Source organism: Lysinibacillus sp. A4 (assembly GCF_024919535.1).
GTDB lineage: Bacteria > Bacillota > Bacilli > Bacillales_A > Planococcaceae > Lysinibacillus > Lysinibacillus capsici.
In genome coordinates this window covers 34,287-53,812 of sequence record NZ_JANWTB010000013.1, presented here as the reverse complement: position 1 = coordinate 53,812, position 19,526 = coordinate 34,287, and the positions used below count along the sequence as shown (strand labels likewise).

Sequence of the window (19,526 nt, the reverse complement as noted above, 5' to 3'; positions counted from 1 at the left end):
TTCTATTTTTTTTTGCAAAAAAATAGCGGAGATATCAACTGTTTTCATACATAGAACCTTACTGAATGAAGATAAAAATTTCGGTTATTCTAACGTTAGAAAGGAGGTCTATCATTGCATCGCCATTTTATATTTCTTTTCACGTGTTTATTTTTAGTGATTATGCTGTACCCTTCCGTCTCTTTTGCAAAGGAGGATCTTACAGAAGAAGAAATTTTACAGCAGCGTATGTCCTATTATGTACAATTCGATGAATTACTCATTCCATGGCATTTTTTAGCTGCTATCGATCAATATGAAAGAAACCTACAATCAGTTCGTAAAGACATCCCTAAACGAGAGGGCTATTTGGCTATTCAATTTTCTGATGAATACTGGTCAGGCGCATTAAATCCTGTAAAGGAAGACACTTCTCCTGAGACAATTAGCTATTTCGGAGGAATGGGCCTTGACGGTAATCATGATGGAATCGCTAGTCCAAAGGATGATGAGGATGTCATTTTTTCGATGGCTAGTTATTTAGGGAAATTCGGAACAACAGATGAGGATTTTAAATTAGCATTATGGGAATATTACGGAAGCGAAGAAGCAGTCAATCAAATATTTACCATCTCCACATTGTACAGACATTTTAAAACTATAGAACTTGATGCACATACCTTCCCGCTAAATATCCGCTCTGATTACAGTTACAGGGGCACTTGGGGCGCCAATCGTGGTTGGGGTGGACGCCGTATTCATGAGGGAACTGATATTTTTGCCAGCTATGGAACGCCTGTATTATCTACCTCTTATGGAATAGTGGAGGTTAAAGGATGGAATCAATTTGGTGGCTGGCGTATTGGTATTCGGGACAATCATAATTCCTACCACTATTATGCCCACCTTGGTAGCTATCATAAGGAAATTGAAGTAGGTACAATTGTAAAACCTGGTACTGTTCTTGGCTATGTTGGAAGCTCTGGATATGGAAAAGAAGGTACATCTGGCAAATTCCCTCCACATCTTCATTATGGTATTTATAAATTTAATGGAAGAACCGAATGGGCTTTTGACCCTTATCCTTCCCTTCTACAGTGGGAGCGCAAGGCGAAAAGTCAAAAACAATAGAGAATCCTTTACTTATGGCACTTGAAGCATGTTGCTTCAGGTGCATTTTCTTTCTACATAGGAAATTCTACATAAATATATAAATCAGTCGTTAGACATCTATATATATTTAACTATTAATAAAAGGAAAATAATTATATCATTGTACTAAGAAACTATTTTTAAATATTTCTACCGAAAGGCTTATTAATACGCATAATTAGTTATAAAATAATACTTGTGTTGAAAAAATTTCTCAATGAGATAGTAAAGGGATGGGAAAATGAAAGGCATTATCAAGTTTAAAACACTTAAAACTCGAATTTTAAGTGCATTTATTCTTTTGTTAGTTTTAGTAGTTAGCTTTACAACCTACACTTACAATTCCAATACAAATATGGAAAAACAAGCAAAAGATTTAGTGAAAGAAGATTTAGTTGTTTTAGATGCAAGTAAAAATTTAGCACTCTCTATGAGTGTCCGCCTATCTGCAGCGTTAAATTATGTGTTGACAGGTGACGAAAAATACAAAGAATCATTTAATGAGTATCGCAAAATGGCTGAGGAAAATAACGCTATTCTAGACAAATATGAAAAATCAGATGAACGCGATCAACTTGTAGCAATTGCCCGAGATTGGAGTACCCTTGTCAATACAGAGGTATTTGATATCTACCAAAAGGGCAATAAAGAATTAGCTTTAGAAAATTTAATGGATACACATGAACTCGTAACGAAAGTGCGATATGGTTACGAAAAACTGGCAGATGAACGCGCTAAAGCCATTACAGATGTCGGTAACGATGTCGTATCAACTAGCTCTGAGAATCGAACAATTGGTATCGCCTTTAGCTTGATTCTAACTATAGCGGGTATTCTTATTGCTATTATCACAGCAAGTACCATTTCTAAACCTGTTACAGTCGTAGCCGACCGAATGAAAGAATTAGCAGATGGAAATTTACAACTAGAGCCTCTACCTGTAAAAACACGAGATGAAATTGGAACGTTAATGGTAGCAGCCAATGACATGAACGAAAAATTAAAACAAACGATCCAGTCTATCTACACGGTTTCTGAAACAGTAGCAGCTAGTAGTGAAGAACTTGCTCAATCATCGAATGAGGTACAAGCAGGTACTGAGCAAATTACAGTAACCATGCAAGAGCTTGCATCGGGTACAGAAACACAAGCTTCTACCACAGGTGATTTGGCAGAAACAATGACAGCATTTAAGCGTAGCATTCATGAAACTACACAGGAGGGCATTGAATTAAGCGAACATTCTAGTCATGTTCAACAATTAACGGTTTCAGGGAAAAGTTTAATGGTTCAATCTACCAAACAAATGGCTACAATAAATGAAATTGTATTAGACTCTGTGAAAAAGGTGGAAAATTTAAATGAACAGTCTGCTGAAATATCCAAGCTTGTGTCCGTTATCGATGATATTTCAAACCAAACAAATTTACTTGCCTTAAATGCAGCCATCGAAGCAGCACGAGCAGGTGAGCATGGCAAGGGCTTTGCTGTTGTGGCAGATGAAGTCCGAAAGCTTGCTGAGCAAGTACAGTTCTCTGTCACGGATATTGCAACAATTGTCCAGCGTATTCAAGGTGAAACTGGCACTGTAACATCTGCCCTTCAGACTGGCTATGAGGAAGTAAAAAGAGGAACCACTCAGCTCGATGAAACAAATAAAACATTTGAAAAAATTTCTGATGCTGTTGGGGATATGATTGATAATATTTCAACGATTTCAACGAATTTAAATCAGCTGGCTCAAAATTCGGAAACCATTAATGCTTCTATTGATGATATGGCCTCCATTTCACAGGAATCCGCAGCTGGCGTTGAGCAAACAACAGCAACTGTTGAGGAAACCGCCGCTACAATGGATGAAATCGCTAGAAGTGCAAATCAGCTTGCTGGAATGGCCGAAGAATTAAATACACAGCTACAGCAATTTAAAATTTAATCATCTAAACAACAATGGCTATCTCAAATTTTTCTATTTTGAGATAGCCTTCTCTCTTATTGCCAATGACTTATTGGCACTCGTTCCAGTTCATGACGTTTAATAATAACACTTATCTTTTGAAACCATTTCTCACAAAGCTCTATGGCTTCTTTATAGTCATCCTCCTCTTTTGATATGGGATCTTCACTATTATCCATGAACATATATTCTTGAATAGGCTCTGATAAATGATCTACAACTAACTTTAGCGATAGCTGTGAAATTGTATCTTCTTCTACCTCCTCTTCTTCTATTTCATCTGCTTCAGCAAGTAAGGAACCACTCATTAGATGATTCTTTGTTCGAACCGTAAATACTTCATCTTCCATGATGGCCACCTCATATATTCTGTTAAATGGAACCTCTATAATTTTTAGTTCTTCGTCTAAAGCTTCTCTTCGGGCGAAAATAAGCATGTTTGTCTGTTCATTTAACAGTAAAGCATTTAAAGCATCATGGGAAACTGTACATTGTGTATGAGGAATAGCCATTATCTCCTCCTCACTAGCTTCCGTCATGGCTGTCAAAGTTTGTATGGCCATATAACGCTCTTTTAAATAACGGATACTCCCTAGACCGACTAAAGCGAGCCCAATTAAAAAAAATAGTTGCTTAATAATGACTAATTCAATAGCATTTGCTAGATAAAGATAGACAATCCCTAATAAAATGAAGAAAATATTTTTCATTCAATTCCCGCCTTTATCAAGATAATCACTAGAAAAATTCAGATGATGTACTAGCAATAGTATTCTTGATTCTATCTTTTCATTCTAATAAAAAACACGAATTCATTGAACTTTACAATGAATCCGTGCTTTTGCTTTTAACGACCAATTAGCTCTTCTTTACTACTTACGTCATCTAATGTTTTATCTTTTTCTATTTTATGCATCTCAAGAACATGCTCAGATGGCGGCACGAGTAAGCTCACCACGACAATTGTGATACCAGTTATAACAACACCCGAAAATACAGGAGCCTGCCATAATTCATTTAATAGGCCTATGAAGCCTTCTGATTGGATTGTCAGACTAGGTACGAATGTTAGTGATGTCACAATATAATAAACTAAGCCAACGGAAATACTTGCCCAAACTGCGGGTGTACTGACACGTTTCCAAAATGGTCCTAAAACGATTGGCCAGAATATTGTTACGAATATAATATCCCAAGCTAAATAAGCTAAATCAATTACTTTTTGGAAGCTTACAGCTAGCACTAAACCTAATAAAGCACTAGCTAGAATAATAGATCGTGAAAATCTTAATAGCTTCTTAGGATCAGGATTACGATTAATAAAATCTAAATAAATATTCTTTGTCACAATCCCTGAAGTCGCTACATAACATGCAGCTACTGTAGACATCCCCATGGCTGCCATAGCTGTTAAGAAAATAGCTGCTAATATAGGCGGAAAATAACCTTGTGCAAAGGTAAGCATCAATGTTTCTGGGTTTGTGCTCTCAGGATAAATAGACTTAAAGGCTTCCCCTAGCATCCCTGGAATCCAGCTAATTGCAATGACAATAATACCAGCAATAATCATACTTCGTTGTGCCACTCGCGGACTTTTCGCAGCAGCTACCCGCTGCCCAAGGTCAACTGCTGGGATATCTCCAAGTGCTAGTACAAGATACAAAGTCCAAAATTCTGCTCCTGCCTTCTCAAATAATGTACTGATATTCCACCACTCAGGATTAAATGTAACGTCTGGATAGTAAAACAAAATAAAAATGGTGATACCCAAAATGCCTGCCACTGCAAGCGCACCTTGTACGATTTCAGTATAGGCAACTGCCCATAAACCACCAATAACTGAATAAATAGCCGTTAGCGATACAAATAGAAGCGCCGCAGGTATAAAATCAATTTGCAACAATTGCTGAATAATATAAGTTCCACCAACTGTTAATGCCGCTGCATTAAAAACACCAAAAGCAATTGCCATAACAACCCCTGTATAGGCTCCTAGCTTTTTACTGCCATAGCGTAAACCGTAGTAATCTGCTAATGTCCAGCCCTTTAAACGTCGTAATGGCTTGGTCCAAATGAGTGCGCCAAGAATCATACAAGTCCCTAAACCACCCATTGTTGCCGAACCTTCAAAGCCACCACTTGTATAGCCAGAGCCTACCGCTGCAAAAAAGAAGGGAGCAGCTAATAAAGCAGCGACTAAACTACCCGTTACAACGGATAAAGGCATGCTCCAGCCAGCAACAATTAAATCCTCGGCTGTGTTGACACGCTTATAGCCTTTATAGCCAATGTAATAGATAAATAATAAGTATAAGCAAAAGATAATAATATTTAACATTATTTACTCCTTCGTTTTCCATTAACCGTTCATTACGACCCCACCATTTGGCGTTAATATTTGACCTGTATAGAAGTCAGCATGATTAGAGGCTAAAAATAATACACTTTTCGCAATCTCCTCTGGTTGCGCTAAACGTTTTAATGGATATTTTGCGGATTCTTCCTCCACATAGTTATCGCCAAACTCTCGTAGAATGTCCGTAAATGTTCCACTAGGAGCAACTGCATTGACAAGTATAGAAGGTGCTAATTCTCTTGCTAAAGCCTTTGTAAATGCATTAATAGCACCCTTCGCAGCTGAATAATGTGTGAATTCTTCACAACCCAAGCTACCAATATCAGATGAAATATTGATGATTTTCCCTGTATTACGTTCCTTCATTCTTTTAGCTGCTTCACGGCAATTATAGAAACAGCCATATAAATGAACTTTAATCATGCGGTCCCACTGCTCATCCGTTAAATCTGTCATACTGGAACCCTGTGCAAATCCAGCGTTATTTACAAGAATATCAAGATCCCCGAGATGCTCGTCCATAAATTGATGCATCGCTTGTACTTCTTGTGAGTTAGCAACATCTGCGTGGAATATTAAAGCTTTCACACCCCACTTTTCTGCTTCTGCACGTACAGCTTCTGCCTCTTGCTCATCCCCAATATAATTAATTAAAATATTGGCTCCATGTTGCGCAAAGCCTAATGCAATTGCTTTACCAATTCCTTTACTAGAGCCTGTAATTAAAACATTTTTTCCTGTAAAATTAATGTCCATTATGATCATTCTCCAATTTGAATTTTGCCACAAGACCTTGCAGCTCTTCTGCAGTTTTGCCCAATGATGAAGAGGCATCCTTTACTTCCTGCATGGTAGATAATTGCTCTTGTGTAGATTTCGATACATTTGAAGAGAATTCTGCTGACTGCTCTGCAGATTGTTTAATATTATTAACAGATGCCGCCACTTCCTCTGAGGATGCAGAAATTTGTTGTGAGGCTGCTGAAATTTCACGTATTTGGCTAGCTACTTCTTCTGATGAAGTAAGAATTTCTTTAAAGATTTCGCCTACTTCATTGGTAAATGCCATCCCTACCTTAACATCCTCTTTGCCTTTCTCCATAACCGTGATAGAAGCATTTGAATCAGACTGAATAGAACTAATTAAATTATAAATTTCTGTTGCTGATTGAGAGGATTGTTCTGCTAAGCGTCTCACCTCATCCGCAACAACGGCAAAGCCTTTTCCATGTTCACCTGCTCGTGCCGCTTCGATGGCAGCATTTAATGCTAATAGATTTGTTTGATCGGCAATAGCAGTAATTAAGCTAACAATTTCACTTATTTTTTTCGTATTAACATGTAGACCATTAATGGTTGTCCCTATTTGTTCAACAGAATCATTAATTAACTCCATTTGAGCAATAACTTGTTGTACAACTTCATTGCCTCGTTCAGAAGCCTGTGATGCTGAAATAGAAGATTCCGCAGCTACATTTGCAGAATCAGCAATTTGCTGAATACCTGTTGCCGTTTCTTCCATAGCAGCAGCTGTTTCCTCTGTCATGGTCATCGAGGCCTCAGCATTTTGTGTAATTTGATTCATGTCTAGTGCAATATTTGTTGAGCTGTTATAAGTTTCACCAGCATGTACCGTTAATTGATTGGCTGCTGAAGAAACGTGATTGGATGTATTGCGTATGTTTAAAATAATATGTTGCAAATTAGCCACCATTGTACGAATGGATTCAGATAATTTACCAATCTCATCCTTCGATGTCTCTAAATCAACATCTATTAATTCACCATTTGCCACTTGATTGGCAACGTTCACTACTTTTTTCAGTGGCTTTAATAGTCGATCTATAATTATGTAAACTAAAACTAATAAAATTAAAATGCCGATAATGGCAATGACAATTTGCTTAATCACACTTGTTTTAATAATCGTATTGATATAATCAGCGGAGTAATCAATCCCTAATAGGGCAATCAGTTGGCCATTATCATCTTTAATAGGACTAAAAACCGTTCTCCAAGAACCAAAAGGATCCTCGAAAATATCAGTTACCTCTGTACTATTATTTTCAATAGCTAATTTTGCTGTTTCTACATGTTCATCCGCTAAATCAGTAAAAATTTCACCAGCTTCATAGACTTCATTTAGATTAGAGGTATAACCAATTGGATTGACGCCACCCTCATCCTTGACATCCCAAATATAACTCCAGCTCATAATACCTTGCTGTTCCTGAATCATATCAAGTTGCTTTTGGATCTTTGTAAACTTTGCGTTTGTTTCCCCTTTTTCGGACAGCAAATCTTTTACTTCATCACTGTCTAAGTTCATAGCTGTTAATAAACCAACACTTTTTAATTCTTGCTTCAAATCCACATTCATCCGATTATTCAATTCACTAATACTTTGCGTCGTAATAATAGCGATAAGCAGTAATACAACGATAGAGACTGTTAGTAAAAGCTTATTTTTTAATGATGTGTTTTTTAACAACGTCATTTCCCCTTTTCCTCCTTTGAACTTTACTTGCAAAAAAAATGCCTATTTCAAAAGAAATAGGCATAAAAGAACAAAAACTAGAATGAAGATGATACAACTAGCACTCTTTTGCAACCCAGCCGTCATAGCATTTATTGCCTTAGACCTGTAGCTTTGCGTCTCTACTTTTCAGTAAATTTGCCTATATTTCCCTACCAAAATTAACACAGTAGGTAAAAGTAGTCAATGCTCTCTACTTAAAACATACATATTTTATACTAGCTGTTCCTTCATTAATAATTATATAAATTACTTAATTATGAAGGTTTTATTCATCTATGGGACAAAATAAAAACAGCTACAACCTCAATTAGCGTTGTAGCCGTCAACTTTCAATTCACTTACCCCTAAGTGTTTGAATAAATTATACGTTTTGTGTGACAAGTAATACGGATGGTATGAAGGATAACGCAAACATAGCGATATACCATACGGAAGTACGACGTAATGAAAAGCGCACTTTTTTTCGTTCTGCATAAAAAATATCTAACATAACTGCAACAATAAAAGGCATTGTAATACATGCAATAGCTACTAATAAGATGTCAAAATAAATCATACAAGCACCCCTTTGTTTGTGAACATTTTTCATCTTTTTTGTGAACATTTTGTGATAAATTCATTGTACACAATTTCGTCACAAATTGTCAACGAGTTTTAAAGAAAAAAATGGCACTTTATGATTGATATCCATTGTGCATTATGCTCTATATTTATATGTTAGGCCCCTTAAAAAATTTCGTACGAATGAATCGCCACACTCTTTATAATTACGATGACTTGGATTTCTTAAAATAGCACCTAATTCACCTTTTGTGACTTTAATACCGCCGTCATATAAAATCTCAAGCATCTCCTCGGTTGTTAAAGCTAAAGCAATTTTCACTTTCTTTAGTAGCATATTATTTGGGCTTTCTTTACCTGACACAGGTAACGATCCAACCGCCTGTCCTTCCCGTGGTTTCTGAGGCCCGCGTTTAAAAGTAATTAATCCATTTAAAAATGCCTCTAACATTTTATTATTACATTTGATGTATTCCTCTGGTGCTTCTTCCTCATCATTAATCTTAATCAGCATATTTAATACTTCTTCCTTTGTATAATCCATGCCACCAAGTTTAAAAATTTCTACCATATCTACATTTTTTATATCGAACGCATAGCGTAAACGAATTAAGATATCATTATTTGTCATTATATGTTCCTCCTTTAATTAACCTTATATAGTAAAGAGCCAGGCTTAATTATAACAGAGAGTTTGCTGATTATTGCTAGCTTTCCACAAGTTGTTGTTGTTAGCAAATAGCGTGTGCATTTCCTACTTTTTAAATGTATGAAAAATTTCATCGCAACCATTCTAAGGTCAAGGAGGTGAGAACAATGGCTAACAATAACCGCAGTTCAAATAAACTTCTAGTACCTGGAGTACATGAGGCTGTCAATCAAATGAAATATGAAATTGCACAAGAGTTTGGCGTTCAGCTTGGACCAGAAGCATCTTCTCGCGCAAATGGTTCCGTTGGAGGAGAGATCACAAAACGCCTGGTTGAAATCGCTGAAAAACGTTCAAAAGGTTTATTATAATTAAATACTAATATGAAAAGAACGAATCCCATTTACATAATTGGAATTCGTTCTTTCGTGCTCTATAAAATTATGCTGTTTGCAATTCCTTCCCTGAGCTCTTAAGCGTTAGCATAACGATAAAGGAAATACAATACAGTGCTGCTAAGTAAATCATCACGACAGTCATATCGTAGCTTTGTAAAATAAAGCCGACAAAGATTGGTGAAAACCCACCTATAGCTCGTCCAAAGTTAAAAATGGTGTTTGTTGCTGTACTGCGAATTTGTACTGGATAAAAGCTACTAATTAATGCACCATACCCTGCAAACATTCCATTAGAGAAGAATCCTACAACCGCACCGCCTACTAATATCGCGACTGCACCTGTTGCAAACGAGTAAAGGAATACAGCACATGCAGAGGCTACTAAAAAGATCCCGAACGTTCGCTTTGCACCAAAACGATCCATAAATCTGCCAAACGTCAGCATTCCAATGATCATGCCTACTGCGGTACTAATGGTCCACAATGCTGAGCTTGAAACCGATAAACCTTGCGATTTCTGTAACATCGAAGGTAGCCAAATCATTAGACCATTATAGCCTGCAATTTGAACAGTAGCCATTAGAATTAGGGAGAGTGTTGTCATGGTGATACGAGGTGAAGCAAATAATTGTGCTAATTTCCCGTTCTCTTCCTTATTATTTTGTTGTTTCTGCGCTGCTAACCATTCTGGTGATTCATCAATATTTTTACGTACGATAAAGGCAAAAATAACTGGTAGTAATCCTACAAAGAATAATGCACGCCACCCTAAAGTTGGTAAAATAATAGCACTTAATAAAGCGGCTAAAATGACTCCATATTGTGCACCTACACTGACATAAGAGGATGCTCTGCCTTGTTTATTCTTTGGCCAAGCCTCCGCCACAAGCGCCATCCCAATACCATATTCTCCGCCAGCACCTAAACCAGCGATAAATCTATAAACATAAACTTGTTCAATACTTGTTGCTACACCTGTTAAGGCCGTTCCGATGGCAAACAAAATAATCGTATACGTAAATACTTTTACTCGACCATATTTATCTGCTAACACACCGAAAACAATACCACCCAGTAGCATCCCAATATTCGTGATGGATGAAATCAATCCACCTGTTGCAAGATCAATATTAAATTCTGCAATAATCATTGTCATAGCAAAGGAAATAAACATAATATCCATTCCTTCTAACGTTAGCCCTGCCACTGAAGCGACCACGGTTTTTTTACGATAATCCATTCTTGTTAGCCTCCAATTTTCTAGTTGTCGATCTCTTTTAGTGAATGGATTATAACTGTCTTGTCCATTCTCTTTTGAAGCCTCACAGGACTTCCTTTAAAAGAGGAGTATGGAACAATAATAAAAGCCCTTCCGTCACAGAGGACAAAAGGGCATGACAAAGCAAAGATATTAGCTTAAAAATATCACATAGCCCTTTTCAGCCTCTCTGGACCGTATTAAAGGATTTATATATCGTTCATTTATACCGTTCTACATTCTATAAGATTAAGAAAGAAAAAGCAATGGTCGAATAGTGGAAATTCAACTCGGTAATTCTATAAAGTTTTGAGCAAACTGATAAATTAAATTGGCAGGTACAGCCAAATTAAGGTTTTGACCATCATCGAAGCCTGCTGTAATCAGACCTACCAAGCGCCCATGCATATCCAATAAAGCACCCCCCGAACTGCCATTTGATATAGCGGCTGTAAATTGAATCATAGACATTTGCCGTATATCACGAAAACCAGAAACAATTCCATCAGAAATCGAATTAAACAATCCTAACGGACTGCCAATCGCCACAATTTTTTGCCCTCGAACTAATTGTCCATCCATTTTAACAGGTAAAGGGTGGCTTCTTCTGTCTACCTTCAAAATAGCCAAATCATGCATATCATGATATTTCACAAATTGATGAGTAATATACTCATTGGTATCATTTTCATAGAGCACAGAATAATATTTTCCACCACCCACAACATGCAAGTTTGTTAAAATATATCCATCTTGGTGGAGAATGACACCAGAGCCATAGCATAAAACCTTGTCATCTTCCCCGAAGGTCTTTATCATCACAACAGATGTGGCTAAGGAGGCTAATTGCTCATAGCTCCACTCCTCTGTCGCATTCGTTTTTTGAGCAGGAATGTTCAATTGTCTTGAAGTACTTTTAATAGGCAATGTTATTTCTTTTTCATAGAAATGACGACACATATGTAAGGTAGATGACGCTTCTATTATAGGGTACAAATTGGCAATATCTCCTTTAGGATTCATGTAACAAATATCGCACCCCAGTGACGATAAGAAATATAAAAATAGTAATTCATGCTGCGTAATGTCGCCTATAAAAACAATTTTTGGGGACGTTGGATTTTCCTCAGAAAAAATTTGTGGTAAATAATAATCCATCCAATACAAAAATTTAACGGCAAAATTTTTTAACAACGTTTCATTAGGATAAGGCTGATTTTCTTTAAATAGTTGAATCATCTGTAAAAAGCTTAGCTTTTTTGTCCATTCAAGTTGATCACTCGCTAATTTACTACACAAAGAAAGCTTATACAGTAATTGCTTGTTTTCAGCAGCAGTCTGCCACCTTCTCCAACTTTCCGTCAATCTATCTACATCTTCCTTATTACGAATGACCTCAAGCTTCTGCAGCCGTAAATAAAAAATGCTTTGCTTGGAGAAATACTCCTCCATTTTTAGAATCTCATCTTTATAAAAATCTACAGAATCAGGTATACCGATATATCTTAGAAAAACTACTTCCTTCGTAAGAGAATGTTTGTGGTGATGAATTTGCATAAACTCCTGAAAAGTACTTGCTGATTTATTGTATTTAATTTTTAACGGTCTAGTTGTCACAATCATCTTCATACAACTCCTATAAGAACGTCATTACATAATGGTACTTATATACAATTCTCTGATGTTTCTCTAAATCCTCTATTGATGCAAACAAAAAAGCCCAACTCTATAAAGAATTGGATGTAGCTTTGGAATAAAGATTTAGAATAACAACCCCCAATGTTTTCTAGTTGTTCATTAGTATTCCATTAGTTGTTAATGCCACTCTAACATAATTAAAAACTAAAAAGATGTTTTATCCATTCAATTTAGTGGAATAGATTGAATGTGAACATATATAGGAGGGATCAATAATGACAGTCAAATTGACAGTAGAAAACGTAGTACAGGCGAAACAAGAAGTGGAGAAATTAGAAGCGCAAGGATATCTTCGAGATAACATTTACATCTTTGCGCACTATGAAGAACGTGAAGATGATATTAACGAAGCACTCGGGACTGAAGAAGCTGGTATTAGCGAGCAAGGGTTCCTGACTTCTCTGAAGAACCTGGTGAATTCCCGTGGAGATGAACTCCGCAACAAGTTAGCTTCTGTCGGATTAAGTGAATCGGAAGCTGCTCAATTCGAAAAGGAACTGGATACAGGTAAATTGGTCATAATTGCCAATAAGTAAAAACAAACCCGGGAATCCAATCCCGGGTTTGTTTCATTTTACACCTTCGTCTCTGTATTCAAGATAGCCTTTCAACTATTGTCAATGATCTGCTCGAGAAAATTTTCTTCTTCTTCATTAAAGAGTCTTCTTTAGCAATATGGTCCTATTCATAAAGAATGACACTTTTCCTTATTACGGAAAAGCACCCGATAATGGAATAACTAAATATGATTTCCATCAGATTTTATTTCTCCCAAATTAATACTGCACGTTCTAAAACTGAATCCCAAGAATCCTTTCCTCCAGGAACCATCTCTTCTGAATCAAATTCCACATAATATACCGCATCGTTATTTCCACTTTCAGGTAGAACAAAGGTATCTTCTTGTCCAAGCCTCTTTTCATCATCAATCAGGTTTCTCGAAGGCGAATCAGCCACTGTTTTTGTATAATAAATAAAACTCACAATCTTTTTCTCTCCATCAATTTCAATTCCCATAGGAAACGTTCCGTGAACACCTGCACGGCTTTTGCCATAATATCGGGAAACCAACTGATGATCATTTTGTCTTTCGATTTTGATCAAATCTTCCGAATAAGAAATAACCGTTTCATAATAGAAAACAGACAAATAGGTCCCTAATAAAATAAGTGCCGTTATGAAAACCGAAGTAATGGAAATGATCACTTTTTTCTTACGCCATTTTTTACTGATCTCTTTAAATTGAAAAGCCTTATTTTCTGCCGGGATATAAAGTTCCTGTTTCATGGTTTCATATTCTTTTTGACATTTTTCACAATGCTGTAAATGTTCGTCTACCATTTCTTTTGTATCTTCACTAACTACCTCATCAACATACAGAGGTAAAACATCTTGAATAATTGTGCATTTAATCTCTTTCATAATTCATCGCCTCCATATACTCGATAATTTGTTTTCTCGCTCTGTAAAAGGTAACCCTTGCCCACCCTGCACTTTTTCCAAAAAGACGTCCTATCTTTTCAAAAGGTAATTCTCCAAAAGTACGTAATGAAAAGACCTCCTTATATGGCTCATTCATCGAGTGAAGAAACTGATGAACCATGAAGGCATCTTCTTCATTCATCAAATGCTTTACAATTTGCACTTCCATACTTGATTCTTCTACTGCACCTGAATCTACTTGTCGTTTCTTTCTTTTGTAGTGTGAGAAATATGTATTTTTCGCAATTGTAAAAAGCCATGCTCGAATATCCTTAGAACCATCAAATTTTTTTATTGCTTTTAATGCCTTAAAAAATGCTTCTTGTGTTATTTCCTCGGCTATGCGCTCATCGTGACTTAATGATAGGATATATAAATAAACTTCTTTAAAGTATTCCTGATAGATTTCCTCAAAGTCCACCTATTTTCACCCCTTTCACTTATATAACTCTTAGAATTTAATTACGTTACAAAAATATGTTATTTTCGATTACCAATCTACAAATGATTCAGGGGCAATATTGTTATTTTCACAATCATAAAAACAAGAGCCCCCTAGCATCTGACAAAACCTCAATAGCGATAAATTGAAAGGAGCAAAGAAAGGGAAATCTCATCCTCAAATCTTTGCTCCTATTTCTACTGTTATTTACTTGACTTTATTAGTGGTTCCATCATTTCATTGTCATTCAATATTGTTTGATTCAAAGTTGTCTAGCAATACACGCACTTCATCCGTTGATTTTGTGTTCATCAATTGACTTCTTAATTCACCAGCTCCTCTGAATCCTTTGACATAAATTTTGAAGAAGCGATGAAGCCCTGTGATGGAACGTGGTAGTTCTTCCGCGTATTGATCTTGAAGATCGAGCTGCAGTCTTAAAAGATTAAGATACTCTTTACTGCTATGCTCTTTTGGCTCTTTTTCAAAAGCAAAAGGATTTTTAAAAATACCTCGTCCAATCATCACGCCATCAATCCCGTATTGTTCAGCTAGTTGGAGTCCCGTTTGACGGTCAGGAATATCTCCATTGATCGTCAGTAGCGTATTAGGTGCAATACGGTCACGAAGTTTTTTGATTTCCGGAATAAGCTCCCAATGCGCATCTACTAGGCTCATTTCCTTTCTTGTTCGTAGGTGAATCGAAAGGTTCGCAATATCCTGCTTTAATATATGCGTTAGCCAATCCTCCCACTCATTTACATCCTTGTAGCCAAGCCGTGTTTTCACGCTAACAGGCAGTCCGCCCGCTTTTGCTGCTTGAATTAATTCTGCGGCCACATCTGGTCGGAGAATAAGGCCACTCCCCTTCCCTCTTGATGCTACATTCGGTACAGGGCAGCCCATGTTAATATCAATGCCTTTAAAACCTAGCTCTGCCATGCCAATACTCATTTCACGGAAATATTCGGGATTATCTCCCCAAATATGTGCTACCATTGGCTGCTCATCTTCTGTAAAGAGCAAACGACCGTGCACACTTTTCTTTCCCTCTGGATGACAGTAGCTATCGGAATTTGTAAACTCAGTAAAAAACACATCTGGTCGACCTGCTTCACTTACAACGTGACGAAACACAACATCTGTCACATCTTCCATCGGTGCCAATACAAAAAATGGTCGTGGTAAATCACGCCAAAAATTATCTATCATGTTAATTCCAAATCCTCTCACTATGGATAAAACTCCATGCTCTCAGTTAAAAATTATAAAGTCAAATGTTACATTTATCTCATTAGCTAATGCAAAAATCAACAATGTTTATTTTAACGAAAATCAGTCCTAAATGGTATTTTAACAAACAAAAAAGTAGATGGTATAGATTGTTTCTACCTCATCTACTTTTATTATACCTAATTTTCATTTCTATATTTTTTCGAATGGATCCATTTGTGAGGTGGATTTAAACAAAATAGATAATATGACTGCACTACTATCGGGTGGAACTCAAATATTTACTTTCTATATTTGAGTTCTGCGGTTATCTTCTTGCATCTGTTTATTATACTGTACCTCTGGTTTCTCTGGTTTTTTCGACCAATAGGTAGCGAGAATCGGACCAGAAATATTATGCCAAACAGCCCCAAGTACACTAGGTAGGGCCGCTAAGGGACCGAAGTGGGCAGTAGCTAACGCTACACCCAGACCAGAGTTCTGCATGCCAACTTCAATTGAAATAGCTCTTCGATTGCTTTCATCGAGGCCTAATACACGAGCTGTTATATAACCAAATAACAATCCGAATGCGTTATGAAGCACTACAGCTGCAAAAATAATGGAGCCTGCCGAAGCGATGGTATCGACATTACCAGCAACAACAGCAGATACAATAATCATAATAGCAACTACTGAAATAAGAGGAATCACATTAATACTTTTTTCTACGATTTGAGGAACAACTCTTCTGATAATAATCCCTAGGATAATAGGGATAATAATTACTTGAATAATTGAAGTAAACATCGCTATGGGATCAACTGGCATCCATTTACCTGCAAGCAATAATAGGATGAATGGTGTGGCAATTGGAGCTAATAATGTCGAAAAGGATGTCATTGTGATGGACAAAGGTACATTTCCTTTAGCTAAATACACCATGACGTTTGAAGCAGTTCCACCTGGTACAGATCCAAGAAGGACTAGCCCTGCAGCTAATTCTGCTGGCAAGTTCATTATATAAGCAATTAAAAAAGCGGAAAGTGGCATGATAACATATTGAGCACATACACCAATAATGACTGGTACTGGATTCGTTATAACCAATTTAAAGTCTACTGCTTTTAGCGTCAGACCCATGCCAAACATAACAATGCCTAGCAAAATCGTGATATACCCCCCAAATATTAAAAAGGGTTCTGGAGCTATAAAGGCAATAACAGCAATACAAATAACCCATATAGCAAAGTATTTACCAGCAATGGTACTAATCGTTTCTAAAATCTTCATATTTCCACTCCCTATATTTTTATTTTCAATATTTTATTCGGATTGAAAAGTGTGTCAGGGTCAAGTGCTTGTTTAATCTTTTCCATCACTAGAAGTGCTTTACCGTGTTCTTTCTCTTGATATTTCTGCTTACCAATGCCCACACCATGTTCTCCTGTGCAAGTTCCTCCTCGTTCTAGTGCATACATCACAATCAACTCATTTAATTCATCAGCTTTCTTTATTTCCTTTGGATCATTCATATCAATCATTAATAGTACATGGAAATTGCCATCACCAACATGTCCAACAACCCCACCTGTAAGCGCTAACATATCAAGTGCTTCTCTTGCATGTTCAATAGCACCTGCTAACTCGGATATCGGTAAGCAAACATCGGTTACCATTAGTTTTTTTCCTGGATGACCATGGACATAGGCATAAGCTAAATTATGGCGAGCTTCCCATAGCTGATTTCGGGCTGCATTATCCATCTCAAATTCAATATTTTTGCAATTATGAGCCGCTACAATCTCTTTCATAAATTCTACATCCTGCCTTAAGCCAGCCTCATTTCCCTCAAACTCTAAAAATAAGGTTGGTTGTTCCTCATAAGCTGTTTGACTATACAAGTTCACTTGCTTCATTGAAGGTTCATCTACAAGTTCAACTCTTGCAATAGGAATTGCCGCTTGTAGAATACTCACAACTCCTTCCACAGCATCATTCACTGTTTCGAAGGACGCTCTAGCAGCCATGACACATTCAGGAATACCATAAACTCTTAACGTCAACTCAGTAAAACAACCAAGTGTTCCCTCTGACCCAACAAATAGACCGTTTAAATGATAGCCCGATGAAGATTTCTCTGCTAAATTCCCTGTATGAATCACGGTTCCATCTGACAGAACAACCTCTAAATCTCGAACTTGATCGCGCATAGTTCCATATTTAACAGATGTTGTCCCACTAGCATTTGTTGCGGCCATTCCTCCAATTGTCGCATCTGCTCCTGGGTCTACGGAGAAAAATAATCCATATTTCTTTAACTCTTTATTCAATTGAGAACGTGTCACCCCTGGTTGAACTTTCACAAGAAAGTCCTTCTCTCTAACTTCTACTATTCTGTTCATGAGTGAAAAATCAATTGTTATCCCATGATTATAAGGAATCACATGTCCTTCTAAGCTTGTTCCTCTTCCAAATGGCACTATTGGTACTTTGTATTGATTTGCTATGTTCATTATCTTACTCACTTCTTCTGTCTTTGTCGGAAACACCACAATATCGGGTAGACAGGCACTATGATAGGATTCATCACTGCTATGCTGTTCTAAAATCGTTTGATTAATTGTCACTTCAATTTCTGGAAGAACATTTCGTAGGGCCCTCACTAATTCTTCATTTGTAATAATCATTTTTTCCTTCCCCTTTTGCTCTCATAGTATTTGGATTGTTTAATTGATAAATTTATATGTCATACCAATTTTCCGTATTCTTAAAATTGGTCCAACCTTTTTACATTGTACTAAATATTCAGAAAATATCAACTATTAATTTTTTTCGTAAATTGATAAACATGCTGTATTTCTGTATGATTAAAGCGTTTATAGTACTATGTATTTAAGGTGGTGAGATAGGTAATGCCTCAACCAAAGAAAAAAGCGTATCAGGTAATCGTTGATCAAATAAAGGAATATTTTTTAAATGGTGAATTACAGCCTGGGGATAAACTCCCGACAGAAAGAGAATTAGCGAGTCGTTTTAATGTCAGTCGGACATCCGTAAGAGAGGCACTTCGAAAGCTTGAAATAAAGGGATTTATTGAAATTAAACAAGGCAGTGGTAGCTTTATTAAAACAGTAGAATCCCATACTTTAGGTGAAGAGCTTTCCTCTACAATTATAAATACTGAAAAAAAATTAATTTATGAAATGTTGGAGCTTCGCCAAGCACTTGAAGTAGAATGTGCCTTTTTAGCTTCCCGACGAGCTACTTCTGTAGACTTAGAACGAATTAGCAAAGCATTAGACATGATGGATCAAGGTAAAAATGATGTAGAATTAGGAATTCAAGCAGACCTAAGTTTCCATCATAATATTGTACTCGCTTCACATAACTCTATATTTTTGCAATTATTTCAAACCCTTAGTGAGCATATGCAAGACACAATCCGAGCTACCCGCAGACAACGCTTGGAAGATCCAGAACGAACGCAAGAAACCATCGATGAACATAAAAAAATTTACTTAGCCATTGCTTCTGGAGATGCGAACCAAGCTAAGCAACTCATGGAAAACCATATCACGCAAATAAGACGAGAATTGACAGAGTCTCTTTTAAGTCATATTGGAGAAAAAAACAATTAAAACTAGAGGTACACAATGATATAGTTTATAAGTGATAAGATGTTTTGAATGGTTTTTGTCAATGTGAATTGACTCAATTAGTGAAGGTTTCAGATGGATGAAATTACATCGAAAAAAACTCGGATTCGTATTTGATCGAATCCGAGTTTTTATTGATTTTAACTAAATTCCGTCCTAAAACGGTAATTTTTATATTGTATAG

General features: G+C 36.7%; 18 protein-coding genes and 1 riboswitch. Of the genes, 5 read left to right on the top strand and 13 right to left on the bottom strand.

Going from position 1 to position 19,526, the window contains the following annotated elements; translation table 11 throughout:
* The first annotated feature begins 114 nt into the window (after positions 1 to 114).
* The gene (locus NY607_RS20900; protein ID WP_131521971.1) at positions 115 to 1,110 is read left to right on the top strand and encodes a M23 family metallopeptidase; all 996 of its coding nucleotides are present in this window, start codon (positions 115 to 117) and stop codon (positions 1,108 to 1,110) included.
* Positions 1,111 to 1,372: 262 nt separating this feature from the next.
* On the top strand, positions 1,373 to 3,067 hold the full coding sequence (locus tag NY607_RS20895; protein WP_131521972.1) for a methyl-accepting chemotaxis protein: 1,695 nt from the start codon (positions 1,373 to 1,375) through the stop codon (positions 3,065 to 3,067).
* Positions 3,068 to 3,123: 56 nt separating this feature from the next.
* On the opposite strand, the gene NY607_RS20890 is transcribed toward NY607_RS20895, so the two are convergent.
* From NY607_RS20890 to NY607_RS20865, 6 genes are all read right to left on the bottom strand, one after another.
* Complete coding sequence (locus tag NY607_RS20890) at positions 3,124 to 3,798, bottom strand: hypothetical protein (protein WP_131521973.1); 675 nt, start codon at positions 3,796 to 3,798, stop codon at positions 3,124 to 3,126.
* A 137-nt stretch (positions 3,799 to 3,935) separates the two neighbouring features.
* Entirely contained in the window at positions 3,936 to 5,426 is a 1,491-nt protein-coding gene (locus NY607_RS20885) for a sodium:solute symporter family protein (RefSeq protein ID WP_131521974.1), read from the bottom strand.
* 21 nt (positions 5,427 to 5,447) lie between these two features.
* Positions 5,448 to 6,200, bottom strand: a complete 753-nt coding sequence (locus NY607_RS20880; protein ID WP_259420321.1) for an SDR family NAD(P)-dependent oxidoreductase — start codon at positions 6,198 to 6,200, stop codon at positions 5,448 to 5,450.
* A complete protein-coding gene (locus NY607_RS20875) occupies positions 6,190 to 7,941 on the bottom strand; it encodes a methyl-accepting chemotaxis protein (protein ID WP_259420320.1) in 1,752 nt (583 codons plus the stop codon). The genes NY607_RS20880 and NY607_RS20875 overlap by 11 nt, the downstream gene beginning before the upstream one ends.
* A 106-nt stretch (positions 7,942 to 8,047) precedes the next feature.
* Positions 8,048 to 8,133: riboswitch (cyclic di-GMP riboswitch) on the bottom strand.
* A 211-nt stretch (positions 8,134 to 8,344) separates the two neighbouring features.
* On the bottom strand, positions 8,345 to 8,539 hold the full coding sequence (locus NY607_RS20870) for a hypothetical protein (RefSeq protein ID WP_004225659.1): 195 nt from the start codon (positions 8,537 to 8,539) through the stop codon (positions 8,345 to 8,347).
* Between the two features lie 141 nt (positions 8,540 to 8,680).
* Entirely contained in the window at positions 8,681 to 9,175 is a 495-nt protein-coding gene (locus NY607_RS20865; RefSeq protein ID WP_259420319.1) for a YehS family protein, read from the bottom strand.
* 185 nt (positions 9,176 to 9,360) lie between these two features.
* On the opposite strand from NY607_RS20865, the gene NY607_RS20860 reads away from it, so the two are divergent.
* Complete coding sequence (locus tag NY607_RS20860) at positions 9,361 to 9,564, top strand: alpha/beta-type small acid-soluble spore protein (RefSeq protein WP_004225662.1); 204 nt, start codon at positions 9,361 to 9,363, stop codon at positions 9,562 to 9,564.
* Between the two features lie 70 nt (positions 9,565 to 9,634).
* On the opposite strand, the gene NY607_RS20855 is transcribed toward NY607_RS20860, so the two are convergent.
* On the bottom strand, positions 9,635 to 10,831 hold the full coding sequence (locus tag NY607_RS20855) for an MFS transporter (RefSeq protein WP_131521977.1): 1,197 nt from the start codon (positions 10,829 to 10,831) through the stop codon (positions 9,635 to 9,637).
* A gap of 303 nt (positions 10,832 to 11,134) precedes the next feature.
* Positions 11,135 to 12,472 carry a trypsin-like peptidase domain-containing protein gene (locus NY607_RS20850; RefSeq protein WP_259420318.1) on the bottom strand — a complete coding sequence of 446 codons (1,338 nt, stop codon included), beginning with the start codon at positions 12,470 to 12,472 and terminating at the stop codon, positions 11,135 to 11,137.
* Between the two features lie 290 nt (positions 12,473 to 12,762).
* Between NY607_RS20850 and NY607_RS20845 the strand changes: the two genes are divergently transcribed.
* Positions 12,763 to 13,083 (top strand): YflT domain-containing protein, encoded by a 321-nt coding sequence (locus NY607_RS20845; protein WP_054548992.1) that lies wholly within the window; start codon positions 12,763 to 12,765, stop codon positions 13,081 to 13,083.
* Between the two features lie 226 nt (positions 13,084 to 13,309).
* On the opposite strand, the gene NY607_RS20840 is transcribed toward NY607_RS20845, so the two are convergent.
* The 5 genes from NY607_RS20840 to NY607_RS20820 all read right to left on the bottom strand — a co-directional run bounded on the left by NY607_RS20840 (position 13,310) and on the right by NY607_RS20820 (position 18,373).
* Entirely contained in the window at positions 13,310 to 13,969 is a 660-nt protein-coding gene (locus NY607_RS20840; protein WP_131521980.1) for a zf-HC2 domain-containing protein, read from the bottom strand.
* A complete protein-coding gene (locus tag NY607_RS20835) occupies positions 13,956 to 14,450 on the bottom strand; it encodes an RNA polymerase sigma factor (RefSeq protein WP_054548990.1) in 495 nt (164 codons plus the stop codon). The genes NY607_RS20840 and NY607_RS20835 overlap by 14 nt, the downstream gene beginning before the upstream one ends.
* 264 nt (positions 14,451 to 14,714) lie before the next feature.
* Complete coding sequence (locus tag NY607_RS20830) at positions 14,715 to 15,683, bottom strand: tRNA dihydrouridine synthase (RefSeq protein WP_048394862.1); 969 nt, start codon at positions 15,681 to 15,683, stop codon at positions 14,715 to 14,717.
* 309 nt (positions 15,684 to 15,992) lie between these two features.
* Complete coding sequence (locus NY607_RS20825) at positions 15,993 to 16,976, bottom strand: bile acid:sodium symporter family protein (RefSeq protein WP_237898743.1); 984 nt, start codon at positions 16,974 to 16,976, stop codon at positions 15,993 to 15,995.
* An 11-nt stretch (positions 16,977 to 16,987) separates the two neighbouring features.
* On the bottom strand, positions 16,988 to 18,373 hold the full coding sequence (locus NY607_RS20820) for an FAD-binding oxidoreductase (RefSeq protein ID WP_259420317.1): 1,386 nt from the start codon (positions 18,371 to 18,373) through the stop codon (positions 16,988 to 16,990).
* Positions 18,374 to 18,598: 225 nt separating this feature from the next.
* Here NY607_RS20820 and NY607_RS20815 point away from each other — a divergent pair, with 225 nt between their 5' ends.
* Entirely contained in the window at positions 18,599 to 19,324 is a 726-nt protein-coding gene (locus tag NY607_RS20815) for a FadR/GntR family transcriptional regulator (protein WP_237898746.1), read from the top strand.
* Positions 19,325 to 19,526: the final 202 nt, after the last annotated feature.